Annotated in this window: 25 protein-coding genes, 1 tRNA gene and 1 pseudogene; 11 read left to right on the forward strand and 16 right to left on the reverse strand. The window is 60.7% G+C overall.

Annotated features, from left to right (window positions below):
- The 4 genes from ACZXDY_RS38285 to ACZXDY_RS38300 form a co-directional block, all read right to left on the reverse strand.
- On the reverse strand, positions 1–2,954 hold a 2,954-nt coding region (locus ACZXDY_RS38285; RefSeq protein ID WP_464349090.1), incomplete at its 3' end, for a formate dehydrogenase subunit alpha.
- 12 nt (positions 2,955–2,966) lie between these two features.
- Complete coding sequence (locus ACZXDY_RS38290) at positions 2,967–3,194, reverse strand: formate dehydrogenase (protein WP_464349091.1); 228 nt, start codon at positions 3,192–3,194, stop codon at positions 2,967–2,969.
- A 250-nt stretch (positions 3,195–3,444) separates the two neighbouring features.
- On the reverse strand, positions 3,445–4,611 hold the full coding sequence (locus ACZXDY_RS38295; RefSeq protein ID WP_464349092.1) for a cytochrome P450: 1,167 nt from the start codon (positions 4,609–4,611) through the stop codon (positions 3,445–3,447).
- Between the two features lie 156 nt (positions 4,612–4,767).
- Positions 4,768–5,559 carry a helix-turn-helix transcriptional regulator gene (locus ACZXDY_RS38300; protein WP_464349093.1) on the reverse strand — a complete coding sequence of 264 codons (792 nt, stop codon included), beginning with the start codon at positions 5,557–5,559 and terminating at the stop codon, positions 4,768–4,770.
- Positions 5,560–5,773: 214 nt separating this feature from the next.
- Between ACZXDY_RS38300 and ACZXDY_RS38305 the strand changes: the two genes are divergently transcribed.
- The 3 genes from ACZXDY_RS38305 to ACZXDY_RS38315 are packed head-to-tail and all read left to right on the forward strand — an operon-like array spanning position 5,774 to position 8,498.
- Positions 5,774–6,922, forward strand: a complete 1,149-nt coding sequence (locus ACZXDY_RS38305) for an ABC transporter substrate-binding protein (protein ID WP_464349094.1) — start codon at positions 5,774–5,776, stop codon at positions 6,920–6,922.
- A 26-nt stretch (positions 6,923–6,948) separates the two neighbouring features.
- Positions 6,949–8,163, forward strand: a complete 1,215-nt coding sequence (locus ACZXDY_RS38310; protein WP_464349095.1) for a cytochrome P450 — start codon at positions 6,949–6,951, stop codon at positions 8,161–8,163.
- A gap of 11 nt (positions 8,164–8,174) precedes the next feature.
- Positions 8,175–8,498, forward strand: a complete 324-nt coding sequence (locus ACZXDY_RS38315) for a 2Fe-2S iron-sulfur cluster-binding protein (RefSeq protein ID WP_464349096.1) — start codon at positions 8,175–8,177, stop codon at positions 8,496–8,498.
- A gap of 153 nt (positions 8,499–8,651) precedes the next feature.
- Here ACZXDY_RS38315 and ACZXDY_RS38320 read toward each other — a convergent pair whose 3' ends face one another.
- The 7 genes from ACZXDY_RS38320 to ACZXDY_RS38350 form a co-directional block, all read right to left on the reverse strand.
- Positions 8,652–10,208 carry a class I adenylate-forming enzyme family protein gene (locus ACZXDY_RS38320; RefSeq protein ID WP_464349097.1) on the reverse strand — a complete coding sequence of 519 codons (1,557 nt, stop codon included), beginning with the start codon at positions 10,206–10,208 and terminating at the stop codon, positions 8,652–8,654.
- Between the two features lie 9 nt (positions 10,209–10,217).
- A complete protein-coding gene (locus ACZXDY_RS38325) occupies positions 10,218–10,634 on the reverse strand; it encodes a Zn-ribbon domain-containing OB-fold protein (RefSeq protein WP_028164294.1) in 417 nt (138 codons plus the stop codon).
- Between the two features lie 2 nt (positions 10,635–10,636).
- Positions 10,637–11,605, reverse strand: a complete 969-nt coding sequence (locus ACZXDY_RS38330; protein WP_245287297.1) for a thiolase family protein — start codon at positions 11,603–11,605, stop codon at positions 10,637–10,639.
- Between the two features lie 206 nt (positions 11,606–11,811).
- Positions 11,812–12,606, reverse strand: a complete 795-nt coding sequence (locus ACZXDY_RS38335; RefSeq protein ID WP_464349098.1) for an enoyl-CoA hydratase/isomerase family protein — start codon at positions 12,604–12,606, stop codon at positions 11,812–11,814.
- Between the two features lie 17 nt (positions 12,607–12,623).
- The gene (locus ACZXDY_RS38340) at positions 12,624–13,385 is read right to left on the reverse strand and encodes an ABC transporter ATP-binding protein (RefSeq protein ID WP_464349099.1); all 762 of its coding nucleotides are present in this window, start codon (positions 13,383–13,385) and stop codon (positions 12,624–12,626) included.
- Positions 13,382–14,251, reverse strand: coding sequence for an ABC transporter permease (locus tag ACZXDY_RS38345; protein WP_464349100.1), 870 nt, complete (start codon positions 14,249–14,251; stop codon positions 13,382–13,384). Before ACZXDY_RS38345 ends, ACZXDY_RS38340 begins: the two co-directional genes overlap by 4 nt.
- Before the next feature lie 5 nt (positions 14,252–14,256).
- Complete coding sequence (locus tag ACZXDY_RS38350) at positions 14,257–15,243, reverse strand: ABC transporter substrate-binding protein (RefSeq protein WP_028164289.1); 987 nt, start codon at positions 15,241–15,243, stop codon at positions 14,257–14,259.
- Between the two features lie 186 nt (positions 15,244–15,429).
- On the opposite strand from ACZXDY_RS38350, the gene ACZXDY_RS38355 reads away from it, so the two are divergent.
- Positions 15,430–16,359 (forward strand): LysR family transcriptional regulator, encoded by a 930-nt coding sequence (locus tag ACZXDY_RS38355; RefSeq protein ID WP_028164288.1) that lies wholly within the window; start codon positions 15,430–15,432, stop codon positions 16,357–16,359.
- Positions 16,360–16,530: 171 nt separating this feature from the next.
- Here ACZXDY_RS38355 and ACZXDY_RS38360 read toward each other — a convergent pair.
- Positions 16,531–16,599 (reverse strand) — tRNA-OTHER (locus ACZXDY_RS38360).
- Between the two features lie 93 nt (positions 16,600–16,692).
- Between ACZXDY_RS38360 and ACZXDY_RS38365 the strand changes: the two genes are divergently transcribed.
- Positions 16,693–17,895 (forward strand): tyrosine-type recombinase/integrase, encoded by a 1,203-nt coding sequence (locus tag ACZXDY_RS38365; RefSeq protein WP_464349101.1) that lies wholly within the window; start codon positions 16,693–16,695, stop codon positions 17,893–17,895.
- A gap of 125 nt (positions 17,896–18,020) precedes the next feature.
- Here ACZXDY_RS38365 and ACZXDY_RS38370 read toward each other — a convergent pair whose 3' ends face one another.
- Both ACZXDY_RS38370 and ACZXDY_RS38375 read right to left on the reverse strand, forming a co-directional pair.
- Positions 18,021–18,599, reverse strand: coding sequence for a thermonuclease family protein (locus ACZXDY_RS38370; RefSeq protein WP_464349102.1), 579 nt, complete (start codon positions 18,597–18,599; stop codon positions 18,021–18,023).
- 284 nt (positions 18,600–18,883) lie between these two features.
- The gene (locus ACZXDY_RS38375; RefSeq protein ID WP_464349103.1) at positions 18,884–19,366 is read right to left on the reverse strand and encodes a phage terminase small subunit P27 family; all 483 of its coding nucleotides are present in this window, start codon (positions 19,364–19,366) and stop codon (positions 18,884–18,886) included.
- Positions 19,367–19,702: 336 nt separating this feature from the next.
- Here ACZXDY_RS38375 and ACZXDY_RS38380 point away from each other — a divergent pair.
- A pseudogene (locus tag ACZXDY_RS38380) lies at positions 19,703–19,894 on the forward strand (pentapeptide repeat-containing protein); the annotation flags it as partial.
- 20 nt (positions 19,895–19,914) lie between these two features.
- Complete coding sequence (locus ACZXDY_RS38385) at positions 19,915–20,727, forward strand: pentapeptide repeat-containing protein (protein ID WP_464349104.1); 813 nt, start codon at positions 19,915–19,917, stop codon at positions 20,725–20,727.
- 45 nt (positions 20,728–20,772) lie between these two features.
- Here the strand turns inward: ACZXDY_RS38385 and ACZXDY_RS38390 are convergent, their stop codons facing one another.
- The gene (locus ACZXDY_RS38390; protein WP_464349105.1) at positions 20,773–21,000 is read right to left on the reverse strand and encodes a hypothetical protein; all 228 of its coding nucleotides are present in this window, start codon (positions 20,998–21,000) and stop codon (positions 20,773–20,775) included.
- Positions 20,997–21,278 carry a hypothetical protein gene (locus ACZXDY_RS38395; RefSeq protein WP_464349106.1) on the reverse strand — a complete coding sequence of 94 codons (282 nt, stop codon included), beginning with the start codon at positions 21,276–21,278 and terminating at the stop codon, positions 20,997–20,999. The genes ACZXDY_RS38390 and ACZXDY_RS38395 overlap by 4 nt, the downstream gene beginning before the upstream one ends.
- Before the next feature lie 316 nt (positions 21,279–21,594).
- Between ACZXDY_RS38395 and ACZXDY_RS38400 the strand changes: the two genes are divergently transcribed.
- The 4 genes from ACZXDY_RS38400 (at position 21,595) to ACZXDY_RS38415 (ending at position 25,605) form a co-directional block, all read left to right on the forward strand.
- Positions 21,595–22,014, forward strand: a complete 420-nt coding sequence (locus ACZXDY_RS38400) for a CopG family transcriptional regulator (RefSeq protein WP_464349108.1) — start codon at positions 21,595–21,597, stop codon at positions 22,012–22,014.
- 5 nt (positions 22,015–22,019) lie between these two features.
- The gene (locus ACZXDY_RS38405; RefSeq protein WP_464349107.1) at positions 22,020–23,210 is read left to right on the forward strand and encodes an extracellular catalytic domain type 1 short-chain-length polyhydroxyalkanoate depolymerase; all 1,191 of its coding nucleotides are present in this window, start codon (positions 22,020–22,022) and stop codon (positions 23,208–23,210) included.
- A gap of 334 nt (positions 23,211–23,544) precedes the next feature.
- Positions 23,545–25,053: a tetratricopeptide repeat protein gene (locus tag ACZXDY_RS38410; RefSeq protein ID WP_455998939.1), complete on the forward strand. Its 1,509-nt coding sequence runs from the start codon at positions 23,545–23,547 to the stop codon at positions 25,051–25,053.
- Positions 25,054–25,311: 258 nt separating this feature from the next.
- On the forward strand, positions 25,312–25,605 hold the full coding sequence (locus ACZXDY_RS38415; protein ID WP_027548304.1) for a GYD domain-containing protein: 294 nt from the start codon (positions 25,312–25,314) through the stop codon (positions 25,603–25,605).
- Positions 25,606–26,062 lie beyond the last annotated feature (457 nt).

A 26,062-nucleotide genomic window follows, 5' to 3' on the forward strand; every position in this document is an offset into this window, starting at 1 on the left:
TACGCGGCCCTGATCTGGCAAAGCGTCGCCTTCGGCTCCTGCATGCCGGTTGCTGGGTCGTAGCCATAGGTCGTCAGCGTATTCACGCTTTCGCCAAGCACGATCGGATCGGCGCCCTTCGGATATCTGGCGCGGAGGTCCTCGCCCTCGAAAAAGCCGGCGAAATGGTACGGCATCCAGGCCACGCCCTTGCCGACGCGCTCGGTGACCATCGCCTTGACGCGGGTCCGCGAACTGTTCTCGGCGCCGGTCACCCACACCCAGCCGCCGTCCTTGATGCCGCGCTCGGCGGCGTCGGCCGGGTTGATCTCGACGTACATGAACTGCTTCAGCTCGGCGAGCCACTTGTTGGAGCGCGTCTCCTCGCCGCCGCCTTCATATTCCACCAGCCGGCCCGAGCTCAGGATCAGCGGGAACTGTTTTGAGATGCCGCGATCGACGGCCGCCTTCTGCACCGAGAAGCCGATATTCGGCATGCGGAACTGCTTGGCATCTGGCAAGGTCGGATAGTCGGCGACGAGGTCCGGACGCGGCGTATAGATCGGCTCGCGATAGACCGGAATCGGATCGGGCAGATTCCAGGCGATCATGCGCGCCTTGCCGTTGCCGTAAGGCGAGCAGCCGTGCTCGATCGCGACCCGCTGGATGCCGCCGGACAGATCCAGCGACCAGGACACCTTGTCGGGGTCGGCCGAATTGACGCGCTGGATGATCTCCATCTCCTGCGGCGTCAGTTCGTTGTCCCAGCCGAGCTTTTTCAGCACGCCCAACGTGAACTCGGGATAACCGTCCCTGATTGCGGAGCCAACCGAATAGGAGCCCTCGGCGAGAAGATTCTCATGAACCTCCCGCTCGACCTCCTGCCCGTTCTCCATCACCTTGCGCTTGACGACGCGCTCGACGCCGAACCGGGCGCGGAAGGTGCCGCCGCCGTCCTTCACCGAAAGATTGGTGTTGTAGAGGATCGGCGTGCCGGGATGCTTGAACTCCGGCGTGCCCCAGCACGGCCATGGCAGACCGTAATAGTCGCCGCCGACTTCCGGATCATCCTTCGGTGCCCGCAGCGTGACCAGGTCGAACTTATGCTGGTTCCTCATATGCGCCTTCAGCCGCTCCGGCGACTGCCCGCAATAGCCGGTCGACCAGCCGCCGCGGTTGATCTCGCGCAGGATGTCCTCCGCCGACACCGAGCCGTTCTCGACCTTGATGTTCTTGAACATCGGGTCGGCAAAGCCGAGCTTCTTGGCGAGCATATACATCACGTCGTAGTCGTTCTTGGATTCGAAGACCGGCTCGACGATCTTCTCGCCCCATTGCAGCGAGCGGTTGGAGGCGGTGCGCGAGCCGTCCATCTCGAAGCTGGTACAGGCCGGCAGCAGATAGGTGCCGTTCTTGCGCTCGGAGACCACCGACCACGCCGTCGGATAGGGATCGCAGACCACCAGGAGTTCGAGCTTCTCGATGCCGCGCACCGCTTCCGGCATCCGGGTGATGGTATTGACGCCATGCCCCATGACGAACATGGCCTGCACCGGATTAGGCTGGTTGATCTGGTCCTTCGGCAGCAAGGTCGCGTCGAACCAGCGCGTGCTTGGAATGCCCGGCGTTTCCATCAACTGCTTGCTCGGGAAGCGCGACTTCATCCACTCGTAATCGACTTCCCACACCCGGCACCAGTGCCGCCAAGCCTCCTCGGCGAGACCGTAATAGAGCGGCAGGGTCGTGACATCGAGCCCGAGATCGGTCGCGCCCTGCACGTTGGTGTGGCCGCGGAAGATGTTGGCGCCGCCGCCGGCCATGCCGACATTGCCAGTGGCGAGCAGCAACAGGCAACTGGCGCGGACATTGGCGGTTCCGGTGGCGAACTGGGTCTGGCCCATCGCCCAGATCAGCGTCGCCGGCTTCTGCTTGGCGAACAATTCAGCGATATGCTTGACCTGCGCCTCCGGCAGGCCGGTGACGCGCTCGACTTCCTTCGGATTCCACTTCGCCGCCGCCTTGCGGATATCATCCACGCCGTAGACGCGCTGGCTGATGAATTCCTTGTCCTCCCAGCCATTCTCGAAAATGTGCCACAGCATGCCATAGATGGTAGCGATGTGGGTGCCCGGGCGGACTCGGACATACTCGGTCGCATGCGCCGCCGTCCGCGTCATCCTTGGATCGACCACGATCATGTTGGCGCGGTTGAGCTCCTTGCCCTCGAGGATGTGCTGCAGCGAGACCGGATGCGCCTCCGCCGGATTTCCACCCATCAGCAGGATGGTCCGGGAGTTACGGATGTCGTTGTAGCTGTTGGTCATCGCGCCGTAGCCCCAGGTATTGGCTACGCCGGTGACCGTCGTCGAATGGCAGATGCGGGCCTGATGGTCGGAATTGTTGGTACCCCAGAACGCCGCAAACTTGCGGTTAAGATAGGCGGCCTCGTTGGTGAACTTGGCCGAGCCGAGCCAATAGACCGAATCGGGACCCGCCTTCTGGCGGATCTCCATCAGCTTGTCGCCGATCTCATTGATCGCGGTCTCCCAGGAGATCCGCGTCCACTGGCCGTTGACGAGCTTGACGGGATAGCGCAGGCGGCGCTCGCTCAGGACGTCGTCGCGGACCGCGGCGCCCTTGCAGCAATGCGAGCCGCGATTGATCGGGCTGTCATAGTCCGGCTCTTGGCCGATCCACACGCCATTGGCGACCTTGGCGATGACAGAGCAGCCGACCGAACAGTGGGTGCAGACATTCTTGCGGGTCGCGACGGGCGCACCGGGAGGAGCCGGCGGGCCGGCCTCCACCTTACGCACGCCATTCAGCGTGAATTCGCCGAGCGCCGCCAGCGCGCCGGCAGCGATGCCCGAACGCTTCAGAAACGTGCGACGATCCAATCCGCCGCCTGGCCTGCCTCCTTCGGCGAGAACAGGCTTTGCACTTCCCTGGCGACGATCCGCCTTCCTGATCCGCACGAACGCCTCCCCCTATCGAGCGCCGGGATAGCTGTTGACCCGGTAGAAGTCTCGAACCTCGGCGGAATTTGGCTGATAGCGCGCTCTGCGCTTGTCCTTCAGATTGACCGATTGTGCGGGCACCTGCCGCGGCAGCAATGCGCCGACGGCGGCCACGCTGCTGCCGGCGATGGTCAGACGAAGCAAATCACGCCGAGGAATTTTTCGCTTAGGATTTTCCTTCTCAGGATTTTTCTTCATCGCGGCGCGCTCCTAAACCAGGTTCGCTACTCGTTAGCGTACTCCGCGCGATGCCGGACTTCAATTGTCGGTCACCCCGCACTGCAGCAACCGTTATCGAGATTTCCGGTGCGGTTTACTAGGAGCGACTTTTCAAATTCGCACGATCGCATGGCACCCACGCGCCGCGACAGCCGGCCACAGCCGCTCGGGAAAACCTGGACGTGCTGTTCTGTGAGGATAAGCGGCGAACGCGAATTTTCTGGGCCGCCTAACCCCACGCGACGGGCAAATTAAGCAGTCCACGAAACGCCCAGCCACCGATCCGCACAGGTTCGCTCCCGACAATGCGCAGGTTCTTCAGCCTGGCGAAGACGGCCGGGAGCGCAACATCGGCAACCATGGCGCGCGAGGCCCAGGCGCCGGCGCAGAAATGCGGCCCGGCGCCGAACGCGATGCTCTTGCTGGTATCGCGCTCAAGGTCGAACTCATCAGCACGTTCGAAATGCTTTTCGTCGCGGTTTGCCGAGCCGAACATCAGGAACACCCGCTCCTCGGGCTCAAAGGCAACGTCACGGATTTTCCACGGCTTGGCGATGCGGCGCGGCGACATGCCGATCGGCGAAATCCAGCGGGCATATTCCTCGAATGCCTGCATCCAGGGAATCTTGCCTTCCATGACCGATCTCAGTTGATCGGGGTGCGTCAGCAGCGCCCACGCGGTGCCTGCGATCGCATCCCGCGGTTCGTTTTGACCGCCGCTGATCGAAAGCTTGATGTTGGCGCGCACGTTCTCCATCGGCATGCCGGATGCGAGCATCACGCCCAGCAGGCTTTGATCGGGCTTCTTGCTGAGCACCGGCAGCATGTCGTTGATGGCCGCATCAATGCCCGACGTCGCGGCATGACAGCGGGCCTCGACGGCGGGATCTCCAGTGTAGTTGGCGATGCCGTCGATCATCCCTTGCGACCACGCGTTCATGTCCTGAAAGCGCATATTGGTCAGCCCGGTGAGCGATTTCAAACACTCCGCCGAGAACGGCAGCGCGAAATCGCGCACGAAATCGCATGCGCCCGCAGGCTCGAGTTCGCCGATGATGCGGTCGGCATGGGCCTGGAATTGCGCCGTCCAGTGAGATCTGACGGTCTTCGGAGATACTGCAGGAAAGATCGCCTTCCGCTCCGACAGGTGCGCCTCGCCGTCCTTGCGCATCATGTTGTGGCCCATCAGCGTATTCATCAGGCCTGCGGGCTGGTGCGATGAGAAGACGTCGATCTGCTTCTCCGAGACGAAGATGTCGTCGCGACTGCAGAGCAGCGTGCTGCCGAGCTGCGGCACGAACGCGATGGGAGCATCGCGGCGCAACTTGGCAAGCGTCGGATAGGGATCGCTCCAGAATGCCGCGACGTCGATATCGATACGAGGCGCAGTGCTCACGGTTTGGCCCTCCCTGTATTCCTCAAGGGTACCGAGGAGCAGAAAGGACGTCTGTCCCGTTGGACAGGGACAGGAAGTGGCGCTGCCTCTCTGCACCTCTCCCGTAGGGAGAGGTGAACTTGCGGCCAGACCGGTTCAATCGAGTGACGTCGCGCCCTAATGCGCAGAGCGGGGAAGCGCCATCAGGCGCAGTGCGATGGCGAACAGTTCGTTTTGCGAGGAGATGCCAAGCTTCTCGTAAGCTCGCTTCCGATAGGTGAAGGTCGAGTGCAGGCTGATCCCGAGATCCGCCGCGATCGCCTCGGACCCATAGCCCGACAGGATCCGCAGGCAGACATCCTTCTCCCGGCCGGTCAGCTTGAGGAACGGCTCGCGGGTCGAAAACAGCGTCTGCAGTTTTGTCGGAGCTTCTGCTGCAACCTCCTCCTGGCAGTGACGCGCCACGATTGCGGTGATGGCTGGCGCGATGTTGTAGAGACGTGCGGCTTCGCTCCGCGTAAACCGGCCTTGCTCAGTGGTCCGGTAGAAATTCACATAAAAGCAGGCACTGTCGACCCAGATCGCCGCAGCGATCTTGTCGACGATCTCCGCATCCTCAAAAAATATCTTTCGATAGCCATCGCTGTACATGCGGCGGGAGAAGCTCGGCAGGACGACCGGGCGAGGCGCCGCCCGTTGGTGCAGGATCGTCTCCCGGTTCGGATCGGCCAGATGAAAATGCTCGGAATACGCCGCGCCGAGGTCCGGCCCGATTGCGATGTGCCCGATTCCCAGCGCGCAACGCGCCGTCCGCTCCGCCTCGAAGGCAAACACCATGCAATGGCCGACACCGGCCACGGCCCGAACCGTGTCCATCAGGACCTGCGAGAACGACGGGCGACCGATGGCAAGCACCATCGGCGCAAGGACGCCTGACGAATCTCCCGGTTCCACCGCCGCTGACCCCATCGCTTCCTCCGAATTTTTCTTCAAGCCTATCAGCAACATCCGCAGGTTTGAAGCGGTCTCATGCGGCATCCGCCCCCTTTTGAGCCGGCATGTGTCACCAATAAAGGGGACAGACGCGCGCTGCGAGACAAGCGATAATTGCAAAGCGCTGACGTGCCTCAGGTCCTCGGCGTATCTGCGCCTTGAAAAAATAATTCTTGCGGGAGGGACTACAATGAGGCTGGGCCTTGCCGGGCTTTGGATCTTCGTGACCGCGGTTCTCTGCGCCGTGGACGCAAAGGCGGACATCAAGGTTGGGATCGTCGTCTCCGCGTCCGGGCCGGGCTCGGCGCTGGGGCAACCGCAGATGCGGACCGTCGCTGCGCTGCCGAAGGAGATCGGCGGCGAAAAAATCGTCTACATCCCACTCGACGATGAATCGGACCCCACCAAGGGCGTCCAGAACGCCCGGCGCCTGGTGATCCAGGACGGCGTCGACATCCTGATAGGATCGTCGCTGACCCCAGTGACGATGCCGATGCTCGACATCGCCATGGAATCGAATACCCCGATCATCTCGCTGGCGGCTGCGACCGCCATCGTCCAGCCGATGGACGACCGGCGCAAATGGGCCTTCAAAGTCGTGCCCAACGATGACCTGATGGCGGCGGCCATTCTCAAGCATATCGCGAAATCGGGCATCAAGACGCTCGGCTATATCGGGGTTTCGGACGGGTATGGCGAAGGCTATTACAAGGAAGTCAGCCGGCTCGCGCCGACGCTTGGCCTGACGGTGACGACGCATGAGGTTTACGCACGCGCCGATACCAGCGTGACCGGTCAGGCCTTGAAGGTGATGGCGACCAATCCGGAGGCAGTGTTCGTCGCATCCGCTGGCACGCCAGCCGTATTGCCCCAGCAGGCCCTTCGCGAACGCGGCTATGCCGGCAAGATTTTCCAGACCCACGGCGTCGCGACGGAAGAGTTCATCAAGCTCGGCGGCGCCAATGTCGAAGGCGCCGTGTTCACCGGCGAAGCGTTCACCATCGCTGAGGATCTCCAGGCGAACGATCCGTTCCGGCTGGTGCGAGAGGAGCTCGTCACTGCGTACGAAAAGGCGAATGGCCAGAAGCCGAACATCTTCGCCGCGCATTTGTGGGATGCCGTCGCGCTGTTCAAAAGGGCGGCGGCAAGCGCGTTGAAGACCGCCAAGCCGGGTACGCCGGAATTCCGGGCCGCACTGCGGGATGAACTCGAGCGCGGCAAGGACGTCTATTTGAACAACGGCCTCTCCACCATGAGTCCGACCGACCACAACGGCTACGACGAACGTTCCGCCTTTCTCATCAAGGTGGAAGGTGGAAAATTCCGGCTGATGCGATAGGGCAGGCAAGACGAGGGACGACTTGAATGAGTGCACTCGGCTCCTCTTCCACGACCAGCGCCGTTCCGCATCTGGACGTTGATCCCTTCGCGATCGCGTTCTTCGCCGATCCTTTCCCGACCCATGAGGTGCTGCGGGAAGCAGGGCCGGTGGTGTATCTCGACAAATGGAACGTCTACGGCGTGGCACGCTACGCCGAAGTCCATGCGATGCTGAACGATCCCCTCACCTTCTGCTCCAGCCGCGGCGTTGGCTTGAGCGATTTCAAGAAGGAGAAGCCGTGGCGGCCGCCGAGCCTGATCCTCGAGGCCGATCCGCCCGCCCATACCCGCACGCGCGCCGTGCTCAGCCGCGTGCTGTCGCCGAGCGTCATGAAGCAAGTGCGCGACGGCTTCGCTAAGGCGGCCGAAGCAAGGGTCGACGCGCTATTGAACAAGCGCAGCTTCGATGCGATCGAGGATCTTGCGGAAGCCTATCCGCTCTCTGTGTTCCCGGACGCGCTCGGACTGAGGGCGGAGGGCCGCGAGCATCTGCTCCCCTATGCCAGCCTGGTGTTCAACGCGTTCGGTCCGCCGAACCAGTTGCGGCAGGAGGCGATCGAGCGTTCGGCGCCGCACCAGGCCTATATTGCCGAGCAATGCCAGCGCGAGAACCTCGCACCCGGCGGCTTTGGCGCCTGCATCCACGCGCGCGTCGATGAAGGCGAGATCACCGCCGCCGAGGCGCCGCTGCTGGTGCGTTCGTTGCTGTCGGCCGGTCTCGATACGACCGTCAACGGCCTCGGTGCAGCCATCTATTGCCTGGCGCGCTTTCCGGATCAATGGCAGCTCTTGCGCGACAATCCGGCGCTGGCGCGCAATGCCTTCGAGGAGGCGGTGCGTTTCGAAAGCCCGGTCCAGACCTTCTTCCGCACCACGACGAGGGAGGTCGAACTCGGTGGCGCGCCGGTCGGCGAGGGCGAGAAGGTCCTGATGTTCCTCGGCGCGGCCAACCGCGATCCGCGGCGTTGGGACAAGCCCGACAGCTACGACATCAACCGACGCACCAGCGGCCATGTCGGCTTCGGCTCGGGCATCCATATGTGCGTCGGCCAGCTCGTTGCGCGGCTCGAAGGCGAGGTGATGCTGTCGGCGTTGGCGCGCCGCGTCGCCAAAATCGAGATCACGGGGGAGCCGAAGCGGCGCTTCAACAACACGCTGCGCGGGCTCGACAGCCTGCCCGTTACGATCACTCCGGCCTGACGAGAGGTGCGATGACTGCGATCACCTTCATTTATCCCAACGGCGGAAGCGATCGGGTCGAGACCAGCGACGGCGAGAGCGCCATGCAGGCCGCGACCCGTCACGGACTGGATGGCATCCTGGCCGAATGCGGCGGCAACGCCATGTGCGCCACCTGCCATGTCTATGTCGACGATGGCTGGCTGGCGCGCCTCCCCGCGATGACCGACGAGGAAGACGCCCTGCTCGACGGCACGGCCTGCGACCGCCTGCCGAGCAGCCGCCTGTCCTGCCAGATCAGGATCACGACCGAACTCGATGGGCTCGTGCTGCGCCTGCCGGAACGGCAGGTCTGAACGACGATCGGCTGCGCGAAAACATGGAGGAGACGATCAAGCGGCTGGGCTGCCCCTTGTGCTACTCGGAAACCTGACGGCGACCGCAGCGAGCGCCGAGATCTCCGACAACATCGTGCGCATCGGTCTCGTCCTTGCTGAATGCAACCGGAACTAGGCGCTCTGTTCCAGCCCCCCGGCGTTGCCGACCAGTTCGACCGCTTGAGCCCTCAAGTCTCGCTTGAGGACCTTGCCGAGCGAATTCCGCGGTAGCGCATCGACGATGAAGACGTATTTGGGCTTTTTGTATCCGGCGACCAGATTGCGAACATGCTCGACGATCGACGAGGGGGTTGGACTTGTCCCTTCGCATCGTTCGATAAAGGCCGCGACGGCTTCGCCGAAGATCGCATCGTGTACCCCGACGACAGCCGCATCCGACACGTCCGGATTCTGGAGCAGAGCCTGCTCAACCTCTTTGGTATAGATGTTGAACCCTCCGCTCAACACCATGTCCTTCTTGCGGTCGACGATGTAGAGGTAGCCGTCCTCATCCGCCTTCGCGACGTCGCCGGTGTGGATCCAGCCGTCCTTGATGGTTTTCGCCGTATCTTCGGGGCGGTTGTAGTAGCCCCGCATGACCGAATATCTCCCAGGTTCGCCTACGCGGACGAGAAGCTCGCCGGGCTCGCCGGTCTTGACCTCGATGCCGGCGTCGTCGACGATGCGGACCTCGACGCCAGGCGTGGGGCGACCGATCGAAGCGGCATGGTCGAATTGCTCCTCATGGGACAGGGAGGTCACACCACCGACCTCCGTCATCGCGAAGAACGACACGAGACGAACATGCGGGAGCAACGCGAGGAACTGGCGTTTCAGCTCGACAGGGAATGCCTCGCCCGTGACGACAATGCGCCTGAGGGACGCGCAGCGACCGGGATCGTGCTTTATCTCCGGAAGCAGCATCCTGCATACGGTCGGGACCATACCGACCACGCTAACTTTCTCCCTGGCAATCGTGTCCACCGCCTCGCGAGAATCGAACTTCTTCATCACCACGAGGGTGCCGCCAAGCGTCAGGGAATTGGCAAGCCGGGCGAAACCGGTTCGATGGGCGAGCGGAGTTGTAACCAGATAGACGTCGTCGCTCGATATTCTCCATTCGATCGCATTGACGAAACAATGCTGAACGACGACGTTCGAGTGCGTGATGATCGCACCTTTTGGTGTGCCCGTTGTACCAGAGGTGTACATGATGATCGCATCATCGCAGCCGATCGGGAGGGATGGCGCCGGTGTCGGTTCCGACTTCCGCAGTTCGGCATACTCGACGGCACCTACGCAATTCGTTCCCGTCGTTATCCGGACGGCATCCGGATTCGCCTGCAATACTTTGTTTATCGCAGCGCCGTCGCCTTCGAACACGATGGCGGCGGGCCTGCTGTCGGAACATATATGCAGAAGTTCGTTCGACGTGAGACGGGTCGTTACGGGGACAACGATTGCGCCCAGCGAGAATGCGGCGAAGAAGAGCTCGACGACCTCCACACCGTTGGATAGAAATACGACGATACGATCGCCCGGACCGATACCGTTCGCCCTGAGCCCGTTTGCGACGCTGCGGATTCTCCGATCCAACTCGCGGTAGCTGAGCCTTTCCGATCCGCAGACCAATGCGACCTTGCTCGCATGACGCACCGCCTGCGCACGGAGGATAGTTTCCAGGCGCATGTCCGCTCCTTAAACGACGTCGAAGGCCGGGTATTGAACGTCGTCGGAAATCCGATCCCAAGCGACCTCTACGCGTTGACCGATGGCGACTGTATTGGGATCCCTGTTCAGGATGTTGCCGAGGATCCGTACGCCTTCGTCGAGCTCAACCGTCGCGACGGAAAGAGGAAGGCGCCCCTCCAGACCGGGACCGGGCACGCGAATGACGGTGCACGCGTAGATCGTACCCTTGCCCGACACTTCGCGCCATTCGAGATTCCGGCTGCCCGTGAAAATGCTCACCGGGCGCGGATAGTGCTGAAACCGCCCGGTGTCCTTGCAATACTGCAGCATCAGCTTGCCGGCCTTCGCCCCCTCCCAGAAGGGCTTGGTATCAACGTAGATCGACGGTTTCGGGACGGGACGTCCGGTCTTTTCGTCAGCCATCTTCATGCCTCCAGAATCATCGCGGCGCTGGTACCCCAGTTGCGCGCGTAGGGAATTACGCCGATACCCGTCACGAGTGCGTTCCTCGGATCCGGTACTTGCCGACCCTCGCCCTCGCCGAACATTTGACGTACCGCTTCGGCCAGGTTGAGGCCGCCGCTGGCCAATCCCGGCTGCCCCGCGGAGATTTGGCCTCCGCCGGTGTTAAGAGGCAGGGTCCCCTTGTGGGAAAGATCGGTGTCGAGGGTGAACTCGCTGCCCTGCCCTCGTTTGCAGAAGCCGAAATCCTCGAACTTCATCATGACCGCGATCGTGAAATCGTCGTAGGGCTGGAACATCCGGATGTCTTTCGGAGCGAGCCCCGATTGTCCGTACACGATCGGCGCGATCTTCGAGAACCCTGTCTCTGTTATGTCCGCGAGCGGATCGCTTCCGTTGAAGTTCGTCACCTCGGCATATGCTGTCGGATAGACCATCTTCGTGATTCCGAGCTCCCGCGCCTTCTTCTCGGTCGTCACGAGGAAGGCGTTCGCGCCATCGCAGAACATGACGCAATCGAGGAGGCGAAGCGGATCCGCGATGACGCGCGACTTCTCGTAGTCGGCCATCGTGATCGGTGTCTTGAACTTCGTGTACGCGTTGTCGTTATGCAGCGCGTGCTCGCGTTGCGTGATGGCGATCTTTCCCAGTGCCTCGGGCTTGATCCCAAACTGATGGTTGTATCGGCTCATGAGAAGCCCGAACGTCGCAGGAGGACCTTGAACGCCGGGCGGGTCCTGAAATTCGGAACGATAAGCTCCGTAGTTCGCCCGCCAGGCGGTGCTCGGCGCGTCCGCCGACAGGACGACGGCCACCTCGCAGTACCCATCGCGAATGGCCGATGCGGCACGAGCCACGCCGCCGGTAGCGGAACACCCTCCGGTCCCTCCGTAGTTGAGCCACGTCGGCGTAATGCCGAGGGCTTCGGTCATGTAGACGGCGAAGAACGGATTCGGACATTCGCTTAGCGGAGCTGTCACTGAGAGGCCGTCGATCGCGTCCTTCGGAATGCCGGTAGCCGCAAGCAATTTTGCCAGCGCCTCACCTCCTAGATCGAATGCGCTTCGACCGCTCTTGAAGTCGATTGCGGTCTCGGAATAGCCGGCGATTACGATATCACGCTTCTTTCCTGACATGGTCACTCTCCGCGGAATTCGGGGGACCGCTTCTCCCGGAAGGCCTTCAGGCCTTCGTCGCGATCCTTTGTGAAATACAGAAGAAAGGATGCGTCGCCCTCGGCGTCGAAGCCGTCGGCAAGCGACATGTCCACACCGCGGTCAATAACGGCCTTCGTCATCATGACCGGAATAGGCGCGTTCTCGCTGATGCTCTTGGCGATCTCCCTGGCCTTGTCGAGCGCCTTGCCCTGATCGGTTACATGGCTGACGATCCGATAGCGCTCGGCCTCTGCCGCGGAGATCCGTCGACCGGTCCACATCAACTCCTTCGCGAGAGGCTTTCCGATCAGTCGGGGCAAGGTTTGTGTGCCGCCCCCGCCCGGCATCATCCCGAGCTTGATCTCCGGCAGGCCGAATTTCGCGCCCGCACCTGCGACGATGATGTCTCCGACGAGGGCCAGTTCGAGACCTCCCCCCAACGCAAATCCCTCGATTGCGGTGATCAGAGGCTTGGTGAAGCCGCCGATATCCTTGAACAGCCGGTTCACCTTCCGCGTTCGCTTCCGAAAACGGTAGAAGTCGAAATAGCCGTTCTCCGTGATCTGGAATTCGCTGGTGTCGATACCGGTGCAGAAGGCCTTGTGACTACCGAGAAGGATAACTGCCCTCACATCCCTCTGGTGCTCGACTTCGTTGAGTATTCCGAGGATTTCCTCTGCGGTCTGCTCGCGAAGTGAGTTCAGCTTTTCCGGTCGGTTGATCGTGATTTCGACCCAACCCTTTTCTCGATTCAGGATGACGTCCTGGTAGCTCATTCTTGGTCTCCGATGATTCAATGGTCGGTTGGTCGTTCCGCGCCCATCGCGGACGCTATCTGAGCGTGCAGATCGGCTATCGCGCGTGGGCTCGACCTGGCCTCATCGTCTATGCGCACCTCTAGAGCCACTCTGGCGGGTGGGCTGAGCACGAGCGCGCGATCGGCCATCTCGAGTGCATCATCGATCCTGTGCGTGATGAGTAGACAGGTCTTCCGAAATTCCCTTGCAATCTGCAGGAAGTCGCCGCGAAGGGTTTTGGAGGTAACGTGATCGAGCTGACTGAAGGACTCGTCCAGGAATATGATCTCAGGATCTATCGCGAGCGCTCTGGCAAGCGATACGCGCTGGCGCATGCCGCCGGAAAGCTCGTGAACATACTTGTTGTCCGCCCCGTCCAGACGCACTCGTCCCAGCCATTCTCGCGCGCTTCTTCTGGCTTCATTCTTGGGTCTTCCCAGGATGAGCAATCCAAGTTCGACGTTTTCGAGAGCCGTGCGCCAGGGCAAGAGACGGTCGGTTTGAAAGCTGACGGAAAGACGCCCTTTCAGCGCCTTGAAGGACGTGTAGGGATCGAACCCCGCCACTCTGATCTGTCCTTTGTTCGGACAGGTCGTTCCCATGATGAGATTCAACACCGTGCTCTTTCCCGCGCCTGTCTGCCCAAGAAGAACGACGATTTCTCCTCGCCTGACGTTCAGAGACAGGTTGTCGACGGCGAGGTAGCTTCCGAAAGTCTTTGACACTTCGCGCAGTTCGATGATGTTCTCTTCGGTCATCTTACGGTCGCCTCCGCGCGCCACTTCAGGAATAGCTTTTCCAAGCCATTCACGAATGCCTGCAGCGCCACATTGAGGATTACGAGGAAGAAGGTCCACGCCAGGACCTGGTCGATCCGAAACGTCGATTGAGCAAGATTCATCCGCGCGCCGATGCCGATCGCCGACGCTACGAGCTCCGCGAATATCACCATTCGTATCGCGTATCCGATGACGGATTTGGTCGTCAGGAAAACGTAGGCAACGATGTGCGGCAGAATGAGATAGCGGAGCACCTGCCACCGCGAGGGCCGAAAGCTCTCGATCATATCGACGAGCTCCTTGGGTAGCGCTCGCACCCCTTCGTAGACGTTGAGGGCATAGAATGGCAGCAAGATAACCAGCAGGATGAAGAATATGCGTGCCTCTGGGTTCTTGAACCAGAACACGGCGATCAACATCCAGGAAAGCGCGGGAATGCCGGTATCGATGACGACAACAGCTTTGAGATAGGCCCGCAAATGAGTGAACATTCCCATCGCAAGTCCGATGAGAACGCCTACCGTCATTGCGATCGTAACCGAAATAGCGAGGCGGACGAGTGTTACCGCCACATGGTATGGGTCGGTGAAGAACAGTTCGCGCGCGGCATTCCAGACGGCGACCGGCGAAGGCATTATGTAGTCCGGAACGAAACGGCTGGTTACTTCCATTGCCGCAAGAAGCAGGACGACCACGACGACGGTTGCGACGATATCCCGTCGACTTTCGGCGTTGGGCCAAGCCCCGGCAAAGCCAGCAAGCGGCTTGGCGATCTTGGCTGCATCTCCAGATTGAATTCGCAATTGCCCGGCGGCGGCTGAGATAGACATCTGCTTTTCCGGCATGTGCGTCAAACGGCGAAGAAGTTTTCGTCGATCGGCTTGCTCAACAGGCCGTTGCTGGCGAGAAAATCGCTTGCGATCATGACGGCCGACCTGGAAAGCTCGTCGCTCATGGGACGATAGCCGAACTCCAGTCGGCGAGAACTCATCGCCTCCTTCAGGACATCGATCTGAATTCCGGTTTTGCTGCCGAAGAGATCGGCCGCCTTCGTCGTGTCGGCGTTGATTCCCGAGAGGCAGTCCTCGAACATCTTGCTGATCTTCGCAGCTATCCCGGGATTGGCGTCGGCCAGTTCTTTACGGATCGCGACACCGAAGTAAGGTAATTCAATGCCCCCCGATATTTTCTTGTACACATCTCCGGCCTTCAGGAGCACGCGCAAGTCGGGCTTCCTTATCAGGCCGGTCGTGATATTGGGCTCCCATGATATGGCGGCATCGGCACGATCGGCCATAAGTAAAGATACGGACGCGGCCGGATTGTCGACGTTCTGAATCGTCGCGTCCTTTTCCATATCGAAGCCGAACGCCACCTTTATCAATGCTCTCACGATACGGTAGGTGCCTGTCGACTGTAACGCCGCGATCGTCTTGCCCTTCAGTTTGGAGACGTCCTCGACGCCGCCCTTCGGCGCGAGCATCGCGATCATGTTCGCATCGGTGATCGAACAGACGTACTTGAGAGGGACGCCCGCCTGATAACGGGCAGCGAAGGTGTCCCAGCTTCCGATGCAGATGTCGTAATTTCCCGCAGTGAAGTCGTTGTAGTAGGTCGAAACGGCCGTATACGGCGACGGATCGGGGAGAATGATTCCGTTCTTGCGCCCGAGATGATTGGCGAGAATGTATTGGACGGGCAGCACCGTAAATCCGGGTTGCAGCGATGCCCAGCGGACATTGATGTCCGAGGCTGCGAGCGCATTGCGGATAATCGCCGGTGCGGAAACCGACGCCACCGACAACGCGAGCAGCTTCCGCCTGGTCAACTGGATCATTCGTTCCTCCCCCGTACCGCGCCCGCGTTCATTCTTTTCCGGCCTCGACGCCGAGGGGCGTGAGGAGAAAAGTCCGCAATTCCGCTGTTGAAAGAAGCCTAAACTTGCCAAAGTCGGAACGATAGCGCATTTTCGCTTCCCCTTCGTTCCATAAATGGGACGAGTAGAGCGAGCCCGGAGGTCGGCGTGGCAAGAAAATTGGATCTGAACGCGCTGCTTCTGTTTTTTGAGGTCGTCAATGCAAGGAGCATTAGCGGCGCGTCGAAGAAGTTGGACATCCCCAAATCCACCATCAGCCGCAAGCTGATGTTCCTGGAGGACCAACTGAGCGCCGTGCTCTTCAAGAAAGGCGGCCGCAAACTTTCCCTGACCGACATCGGACAAGCCCTGTACGAGCACTGCGAACGGATCGCCGCCGAGATCGACGAGGCAGGACTGGGTACTGCCCGGATGCAAACGGAATTGCGTGGAATGCTGCGCGTCAGCATGCCTGTAGACTTTGGAACGGGATGGCTAAGCAGCGCGATTGCCGCATTCGCCGTAAACTATCCCGACATACATCTGGCTATCGATACGAACAGCCGCTGGGTTGATGTTTCGGTCGAATCTTACGACGTCGCCGTGCAATTGGGGACGTTGCCGGAAGCCCACGGGGGCGTGCGCCATCTCGCGAGCATAACTCGAGGCGTATATGCCAGCCCGGCATTCCTCGAACGTAGGGGCGTACCATCGAGTGTCGACGACTTCGAACATTTCGACTGCGTCGTAACCGAGCATCAACGCGCCGAAGGGGTCTGGACTTTCCGGAGCAGCCTCGGCGTCAAGGTGATCGACGTCGTGGGACGCATATCGGTAAATCACATCGGCGTTGCGCGAGAACTCGTAATCGGCGGCGTGGGACTGGGTATTCTGCCGAACATCATGTGTCAGAACGACATAAGAGCGAAGAGACTCGTGCGAGTTCTTACCGATTGGGAGAGCCCGTCGCTGCAAGTTAGCGCGACCTTCCTGGGGAAGCGAAAGGAATCCAGACGATTACGGGCTTTCCTGGATTTCATGGAAACCAAGCTCAAGATCGAGGGTGATTCCGTTTCGTCTAGAACCGGCACGCTCTAAGTTGGCGACGACGGTAATGCCAGGAGTGGACACGGATCCGATCACCGCGCGATCACTCCGCAATTCTGGTACACATGCTTGATCTCGATCAGTGCCCGTCAATGGCCTCGGAACGAAGCGCGTACGTCGAGGAAGCCGCAGTCTTTATTGGATTTCCTGCATCGGCAAGAATGGCGATCCCGGGAAGACTCGAACTTCCGACCTACGGTTTAGGAAACCGAGTCATGCCGTTGATTATACCGAAGAAAATCTGCTCTTGTCGCGTTCATGTTGCGTCTGCGGCCAGCCGCCTTATATTCGGGCCTTCTCTCACATGTTGGAGCATGCTCGAAAATGTCGATCCGCAAACGGACGTGGGTCACGAACGGCGAGACCAAAGAGGCATGGGTCGTCGATTACGTCGACGGCGGCGGCAAGCGGCGGCTGAAGACGTTCCAGCGCAAGAAAGACGCGGACGCCCATAGCGCCATCGTTGCTGTCGATCTTCGGGAAGGCGTCCATACTGCGGACCGGGCAAGCCCGACCGTCGCTGAAGTGGGCCGCCTATGGCTCCAGACGGGCGAGCAGGCCGGTTTGGAGCGGTCGACGCTGGATTACTACCGCCAGCATTTGGACCTCCATATCGTCCCGCTATTGGGCGCGGTGCGGCTGTCGCAATTGACCGCACCATCGGTGCGAGCATTCGAGGACAAGCTCCGCGAAGACCGTTCGCCGGCCATGGTGCGGAAGGCAATCGGCTCACTGGGGGCGATCATTGCCGACGCACAGGAGCGCGGGTTGGTCCGGCAAAATGTCGTTCACTCGCTACGTAAGCGTCGAACACGCGGCAAGGAACGTCGCGCCGATCGCCGGCAGAAAGGCAAGCTCAAGATCGGAATCGATATTCCAACGCCGGACGAAATCCGGGCACTTATCCCGAAGTTGTCCGGACGCTGGCGACCGCTGATCCTAACTGCGACCTTCACCGGATTGCGCGCCTCGGAGTTACGCGGCCTGCGATGGGCCGATGTCGATCTCAAGCGCGGCGAGGTCCACGTTCGCCAGCGCGCCGACTGCTTCAATGCGATCGGTCGCCCGAAATCGGAAGCCGGCGAGCGCACCGTGCCGATACCGCCGATGCTGATCGGAATCCTGCGCGAATGGAAATTGGCGTGCCCGAAGGGCGAGCTTGATCTGGTCTTTCCCAGCGGGGCCGGCGGCATCGAAAGTCACTCGAACATCGTTCAGCGCGGCCTGCAACCGGCGATGGTCGCGGCGAAGCTCCTCAAGAAAAACGCCGGCGCCAAGCTCGATCCGAAGATCGGCAAGGCAAAGCCCAAAGCGAAATACACAGGCCTCCACGCCTTGCGGCACTTCTATGCCTCGTGGTGCATCAACCGCCGCGTCGATGGCGGCCTAGAGCTGCCGCTCAAGGTGGTGCAGGTCCGCATGGGACATTCGTCGATCCAGATCACCGCGGACCGTTATGGGCACTTGTTCCCGCGCGGCGACGATAGCGGCGAATTGGCGGCGGCGGAGAAGATGCTCTTGGCCTAGTGTCGAGCGCCTTGCGGAGCCCGCTGGTGCGTCGACCCGGCGGCCGGGCGTGTTTGCTCGGCCAGCGTCGACGACAACGATCCAGCGCATGGGCGAGGCATGGGCTCGTCACGCTACCCTGCGCGTCACGGATGCGCGCTAGCGTCGTCCGAGCAGGCTGCTGGTCGGCCTCTGGCTCGAATGCACACTCGGTAGATCCATGGCTCGACAAAACTGCCGGCCCAGATGCCCCGCCCGGCGCTTTCGGCATCGCGTTGGGCGGAGGCATATTTTCCCTTTGAATAGCGCGGCCACTCGAGCGCGAAGCCGTTGCGAACCAGCCAGTCCGCGAGATCGATCCCGGCCACCGAGCACGTCGCTACGGCGCGCCCGTACTGATCCGACGAGACAGGTACGCAGGTCACTGACCTTTGCGCGATGAAGGCGCTGAGATCGTTCGCAGCCTTCGCGCCACAACGAAACGGCAGGCTGTCCTCGCCCCGGCAGAATTGAGTGCTCTCCGGCGCGTCGATGCCGGACAGCCGAATGCGCGTGCCGTGGATTTCGAGCGTGTCACCGTCAATGATGCTGGCTTGGCCGATTAGATCGCCGGCAGCTAGCGGGGTCGGAGCCGCATATAGCGGAGTCGGAGCCGCATAGCGATCAGAGCCGCCCGTCGAATTCGGGTCGGGCAACGTCCCGGCGGGGGACGGAATCGACGGCATGGGCAATTGGGGCCCAGGCGATGCCGCTTTTGGCGTACTCGCCACCATTTCGGGTGTACACCGTGTCGTCGGAGGATTGCCGCACGTCCTTTCGAGATCGGCCCAGCCGACACAACGGCCGTCTGGCCCACGATAGCCGGGCCCGCCGCGCTCGCCGCACGCCTGCGCTTGAAGCAACAAGCAGCAGAATTGGGGCTGCCCCGCACCCAAATGGCGCAGTGCATTTTCTGAGGATCGTCGCCAATGCACCCTTCAGCGGCGTCAAGCCCGATTCTAACGGGACGTCAGCCGAGCAGTCCATCGAACTTGCCTCGCGCTGGCGACGGGCTCATGCTCGAGAGTCGCAGCCGCCCGTTCGGTGTCAATCCGAATTGAGCGCCAATCCGTTGCATGTCGGCCATTGCTCGCGAGGCGATGCGCAGCAGCGGGTTGGTGACTTGATTGCCCGCGCTGCCCTTGATGGTCAGGGCATGGCCACGCGGGTCCTCCTTTGCCATCTGCTCGATGGCCTCCTCGGCCTGTCGCAGCTGAGCTGCGGCGCTGCAGTAGGCCGCGAGCGGGCCGACGTCGAGGATGGTGAGCAGCTTGAGGCGATGCAGCTCGGGGGCAACACGCTGCCACTCGTCCTTCGCGTAAACGTTCAGGTGATCTGGCGGCGTAGGGCATTCTTCCGCACGTGGGGGCTCGGGCGGGATGCGGACCCGGCGCTTGCCCGGGTTGCCCTTGAGCAGGCGGAGATGTGGATTTTCAGGCGGCGGACCGGGCATAAAATCCCTCCGTTAACTCGTGATGACGGACAGATTACCACAGTTAGCGTCGCGCGGAGATCGCAATCAGGCCGAGCCGAGTCCACTTATGAGGTCACCTCGCTGCTCGCTTCAAATGATTTCCATTCTGACCCATAGCAGTCCTTCACACGCCAAGCCACGAACTCGCGCAGACATGCCATGACCGCGCAGGTTTGACCCGGAGCAGACCCTCTTTCGCGCGCTGCGCCGCGAGACGCAAGACGCATCTTTTGCGATGATCGATTGCGCGAGCTTATTGGGGAGCAGTCGCCGAGACGTCGACGGGCCCATACAACTGGCTGAGGAGGAGATCTCATGGCGAACGACGACCACATCGCTCGGCTGAAGAATGGGGTGGATGCCTGGAACGCCTGGCGTGACGAGAACCCGGACATCCGTCCGGACCTGTATCAGGCGAACCTCTGTGGGGCGGACCTCAGTGGGGCGGACCTCGGCGAGGTGAATTGCGCTTGGGCGATCCTCATCGGGGCGAACCTCGTCAGGGCAAACCTCAGCAGGCAACCTTCATGGACGCGAACCTCTGCTTGGCGAAGCTCGGTGGGGCGAACCTCATCGAGGCGAACCTCCGAGGAGCGATCCTCCGCGATGCAGTCCTCAGCGGGGCGGACCTCAGCCGGGCGGTCCTCGAGGCTGCCACTCTGGTGAACGCGGACCTTACGGGCGCTGACCTCAGCGGCTCTCGCGTCCATGGTGTATCCGCGTGGTGTCTGAAACTGGACGGCAGGACCAAGCAGCAGAACTTAGTCATCACAGACGACCACGAACCCGCGATCACCGTGGACAATATCGAGGTCGCGCAGTTCGTCTACCTGATGCTTCATAACCAGAAAATCCGTGACGTGATCGACACCATCACTTCCAAGGCGGTGCTGGTCCTGGGTCGCTTCACGGCTGAGCGCAAGCCAGTCCTCGACGCCATACGTGAGGAACTGCGCAGGCGTGACTACCTTCCGATCCTCTTCGACTTCGCCGTTCCAGCCACGCGGGACATTACCGAGACCGTCTCACTGTTGGCTCGCATGACCCGTTTTATCATTGCCGACCTAACTGACCCGAGCAGCATTCCTAAGGAGTTGGAAGCCATAGTTCCTAGCCTTGCTGTGCCGGTTCAGCCGCTGCTCGAAGGTTCGTCTCGGCCCTATGCGATGTTCAAGGACTATTGGAAGTATGAATGGGTTCTTCCGGTCTACCGATACGAGGGGCTTGAACCACTGCTCGCAACGCTCGCGGAGAGGGTCATCGCTCCTGCGGAAGGAAAGGTGAAAGCTTTGGAAGAGCACAGGCGCATGATCGAGGCGGAATTGACCAAGTCTCAATAGCGCTGTCGCAAAGAGTAGCGACGAGTCCAATCAGCGGCTTCATCTTCACTTCTTTTTTGCCTTGGGCTTTGCTTTCGTGGGCGGTGGAGCCGCGGCCTCTCGTGCGAGCCGCTCGGCTTTCAGACGCTCGCGGTTCTTCGCAAATGCTCTTTGCGCGATCTCGTACTCGCTCATTGCCGTTGCCGCGTCTACTTGGCGAAACGCCTTGCGCGCTTCCCGCTCGGCCCTGGTGATTTGCTTCGGTCGTTCAATTCCGCCCGGTGCCTTCGTCATTTTTTTGCCTTCGGCCGATCGACGCGCGCCTCTCTGAATTCTTCAGGTCCCTTCAGCAGCCGGCTTTTGCGGCTGGCCCGATCATCAGCACTCGCCGCACCGTCAGCCAGGTTGTCGATTACGTTGGCAGCCAATTCCTTGGCTCGCGTCGCGTTTGGCTGTGCTGGCTTTACCTCCGCCGCCAGCCCCAGTTCTACCAGCCGGTGGAGAGCGTCGGAGCGGGTAGCATCGTTGGCGGTCGCCCAGGCGTCCACCTGAGCCAGCAGCGGTGCGGGCAACGTTGTTGCGGGCGGATCCCGTTCGGTAGAGGGCCTACCGGCGCATCCCTTTCGGTGAACTGTTTTCATTTGAATCTCACGCGCGGAGCCGCGATTGGTTCCGTGGTCCGGGGTGTAATCCGGCGACAATTGTGCCTGCCGAGCCTCGCGCCGACATATTGAGCCCTGCCGGAGGCACGCTTCCGCACGTCCTCGTCAGGGGCGGATCGTCATCAGGGGTGTCGGGAAAAACGCTTCGCAATGGCTCGAACCCTTGAAATGAGGGCAGGGACATCCATTTACCATCCATTCAGATGGTGAATGGAAGGTGATAACGATGAATAGTAATGTCCGGGAACTCCGACCCAGGCCGCCTGAAACAGAAAAAATCACGATTAATCTTGGTTATGTCGACCTTGGTCATGTCGATCTCATGGTTCAGGACGGGTTCTACTCGAACCGCACCGATTTCATCCGAACGGCGATCCGTAACCAGCTCGAACGTCACGCCGACGTCGTAAAACAGTCAACGGCCCGAAAAAGCCTGGACCTCGGTCTGCGGAACTACAGCCGCGAGGATCTCGAAGCCGTGCAGCGCGCCGGCGAGATGCTGCACATCAATGTTCTGGGGCTTGCCAGCATCTCCCAGGACGTCACGCCCGAGCTTGCGCGCGCCACCATTGCCTCAGTCTCCGTGCTAGGCGCATTGCACGCCAGTTCGGCGGTCAAGGCCGCGCTCGCCGACAGGACACGGTGAACGCGATGCTGAACCAGGACATCATTCAGGAGGCGACACGCCTCACGCGCGCGGGCCGACTCGTCGAGGCCACCGCGCTCCTTCAGCGCATGCTTCGCGGGGATGGCGCGCCGGACGCGCCATCGCGCACCGGCGGCCGCATCGCTCTTGCCGCGCCGCTCATTATTGATGCGAAGGCCAATGTTATTGAGGAGACGGATCGTCAGCCGCAACCAGAGCCAGTCGCATCCGCACAACCGCGCATGCGCCGGACGTTGCTGGATCGGAAAAAGGGGCGCTCCGGGATCGGACTGCGAGGTGTTAAGCGCGCCCCGCTGTCCACACCGGACCTCGTGCCGGAGGGCGCTCGGTTCATCGAAGGCACCTACAGCAGTCGCGCGGGAAGCCGCGCCTACAGGCTTTTCATCCCGAGCAGTTATCAGGAGCGGCCGCTTCCTTTGGTCGTCATGCTTCACGGCTGTACCCAGTCGCCGGATGATTTCGCCGCCGGCACGAGGATGAACTTTATCGCCGAGGAACAAGGTTGCTTCGTGGCCTATCCTGCTCAGCCCAGGCAGGCAAACCAGGCGAAATGCTGGAACTGGTTTCGCACAGCCGACCAGCAGCGAGGCAGAGGTGAACCCTCGCTTATCGCGGGCATCACTCGCCAAATCATGGATGATTATTTGGTTGATCAAAAGCGCGTCTACGTTGGTGGGCTGTCAGCCGGAGCGGCCGCCGCGGCCATCATGGGAGAAACGTACAACGATCTGTACGCGGCAATCGGAATACATTCTGGCCTCGCGTGCGGGGTTGCTACGGATCTTCCCTCCGCGCTTCTCGCGATGCGACAGGGCGGGTCCGATCACAAGATAATTTCAGGTGACCGCAGACCCGTCCCGACCATTGTTTTTCACGGCGATCGCGACACGACCGTGCATCCAAACAACGGCGATCAAATTCTTGAGCAGTCTGTGAGAGGGACGAGCACGCAAAAGAAGGTGCAGCGCGGGCAAGTACCCGGAGGGCATGCCTATACCCGAACGATCCTGAGTGACGCGAGTGGACGCGGGATGTTGGAGCACTGGAATATCCACGGAGCCGGACATGCATGGTCCGGAGGCAGCCCTGTGGGCACCTACACCGACCCGCGAGGACCGGACGCAACAAGGGAAATGCTTCGTTTTTTCCTCGAGCATTCGCTCCCAGAGAACTAGGGCACGCGTTTTGTTCGGCAGCATGGTTTGATGGCGGTCCATTCATAATCGCTGACGGAGCTTGAATCATGTTTCGGGCAGCGCCATCGACCCGCGCTGGCTCGTCGCTATCTCGCTACTGGTCTGGATTTACTTCCGCTTTCGGCAGCACAGCGGACATGACCGGACCCGCTGCTGGCTCGACCTGGTCGCGATTGACCCTAACCGGAAATCTATTCAACGTCACCGCAACAATTTGTAAGAGGCGTGAACTTAGTCAGCAACCTTGACCAACGCGAAGCCGCAAAAATCTGCTAGGCTTGACTATCCGGGCGTTTGGCCCCTGCGGGAGGCTATGGTGACGAACTCGGAAGTCTCCAACGACCTACCGGACAAACCGGCGTCCGATAATGACCCGCTGAACAAAACGGCATCTGATAACGCGCCACCGGACCAACCGGCATCGACTCTCAACTTTAAGGGTCGCCTCCGGGCCCGATTGCAGTTGATTGGCGGGGCGCTCGCTTCGATTGCCGCTATCGGCGCGATCGCCGGTGGCCTCATCGGCTACTGGACTGTGTGGAAGACGCTCCGCACCGAGGTATTTCCGGACAAGCAACAGACGCAGAGGGAGGCTACGGCCCGGCCTGACATTGCTCCCCGCTTGTCACTCGTCATCCTGCCGTTCGCAAACCTCAACAACGATCCGGAGCAGGACTATTTCGCCGACGGCATTACGACCGATCTGACGACCGACCTCGCGCAAATGCCCGGCGCGTTCGTTATCGGACGCGGAACGGCGTTTACATACAAGAACAAGCAGATCGACTTCAGGGCGCTCGGCAACGACCTTCGCATCCGCTGGGCAGTCCAGGGCGCGGTGCGGCGCAGTGGGGATCAGGTCCGGGTCAACGTATCACTTACGGATATCGCGAGCGGTCGGGACGTCTGGTCCGATCGTTTCGACGGCGATCGTACGAACCTCGTCGCCTTGCAGGACCAGATCACAGCGCGGCTCGCCCGCTCGTTGAACATTGAACTGATCCAGGCCGAAAGCCGCCGCAGCGAAGTGGACCGGTCGACGAATCCAGACGCCGTCGACTTCACGATGCGCGGCTGGGCAAAGCTCTACGAGCCGCAGTCGAAGATCCAGAATGCTCAGGCACACGACCTGTTCGATCGTGCGCTACGCCTCGATCCGGACAACGTAGAGGCCATGATTGGCAAAGCGCGGTGTTTAATGGTTGGTGTGAACAACCGATGGTCTGCGTCCGTTGTTGAAGACAAAAAGCAAGCAATCGACCTCATCGACAGAGTTCTGTCGAAAAGCTCGGCAAGCGCGAGTGCTCATTGGACCAAGGGAACCCTTCTTCTATTTGGACACCCTGAGGAGGCATTGGCTGAATACGATGCTGCGCTCGAAATTGATCCAAATAATCCGGCTGTCTACGCTGCTAAAGCAATTGCACTCGTCGTCTCCGGGCGCGCGCGCGAGGCCTTCTCGCCGGTCCAGTTGGCTCTCCGTCTCAGTCCCAGAGATCCTTTTACTTTCCAGTGGCGCTTTTGGCTCTGCCATGCACACTTGCACCTGCACCAATATGGAGAAGCCATCGAGGAATGCGGGCGCTCGGTCAATCTGAACTCGAACTTGTACGCCTATGTAGATCTGACGTCGGCTTATGGAGCCACGGGGCAATTGGAACAGGCACAGCGGAGCTTGACTGAATTGAACAAGCTCCGACCAGACTTTACGATCCATTGGTACCGTGATCTCGCTTACTCAATGTCAACCAACCCGCAGTTTCGTCGGGAGATCGATGACATACTCGATGGGCTGAGAAAGGGGGGCGTCCGGGAGCAATAAGGTGAAAGGCTATTCGCTTGCTGATATGTCGCCCATTGGCCCTTCGCGACATATTGCACCGCCATACGGCCCTGGTCGCTGACGGGGCACAGCGGAAATCGTCAGGCCGCCGTCTATCGCAGCGGACGACGCTCGTGACCCCTAGCCGCTTCGAGCCGCCCTGAGGGATCTTGGTGGTTGGGCGGGGTCAGGCAGTGTGGCATAATCCACGACGTGGACCCGTTAAGTCCATTGCTTCTTTGTCAAAGGAGAATCGCCATGTCCACGTACATGCTTCTCTGCAATTTCACCGAGCAAGGTGTTCGGACCATCAAGGAAATGCCGCAGCGTCGAGCGGCCGCCAGGGAGTTGGGCAAAAAGTTTGGCGTTGACATCAAGGCCGGCTATCTCGCCATGGGAACATATGACCTCATCATCCACACCGAGGCCACCGACGATGAGGCCATGGCCAAGTTTCTCTTGTCGCTGGCCGCCATCGGGAACGTACGGACGACTTCGGTCAAGGTGTTCCCGGAAGCGGACGTTGACAAGATCATCGCGGGACTTGCGTAAGCTAAGCAAATCAAAACGAAGGTCAGTTGTTGGCACATGCGCAGCGACATGTCTGAAGTTGACGGTAGACCGGAAATGACAAGCCGACCTTCAAAACAACGCTAATGACCCAATGTATGGTCCGGCCGTGCGTAGCAAGAAGATTTCGACGATCCGGTAGATGCGGTCTTGCATCAATGTATGGTCCGGCCGTGCGTAGCAAGAAGATTTCGACGATCCGGTAGATGCGGTCTTGCATCAATGTATCCGGCCTCTGCTTGGAGCGCAGTGCTCCGGGCCATCATGGATATCAGCGCGCATGTGATCTGGTTAGCGGACAGGCCTCGACCGGGCCATTTGGGTCACCAGTGTTCGCATGCGCCGGGAAGACCGATTCTCCATCGTCGTCTCATCCTCTCGCAGACCTCGGCGGGTAAGGGTGTTGTTACGTCATCGATAGCTCCTCACTTCGCGCTGT

Source organism: Bradyrhizobium sp. LeoB3, from assembly GCF_055456055.1.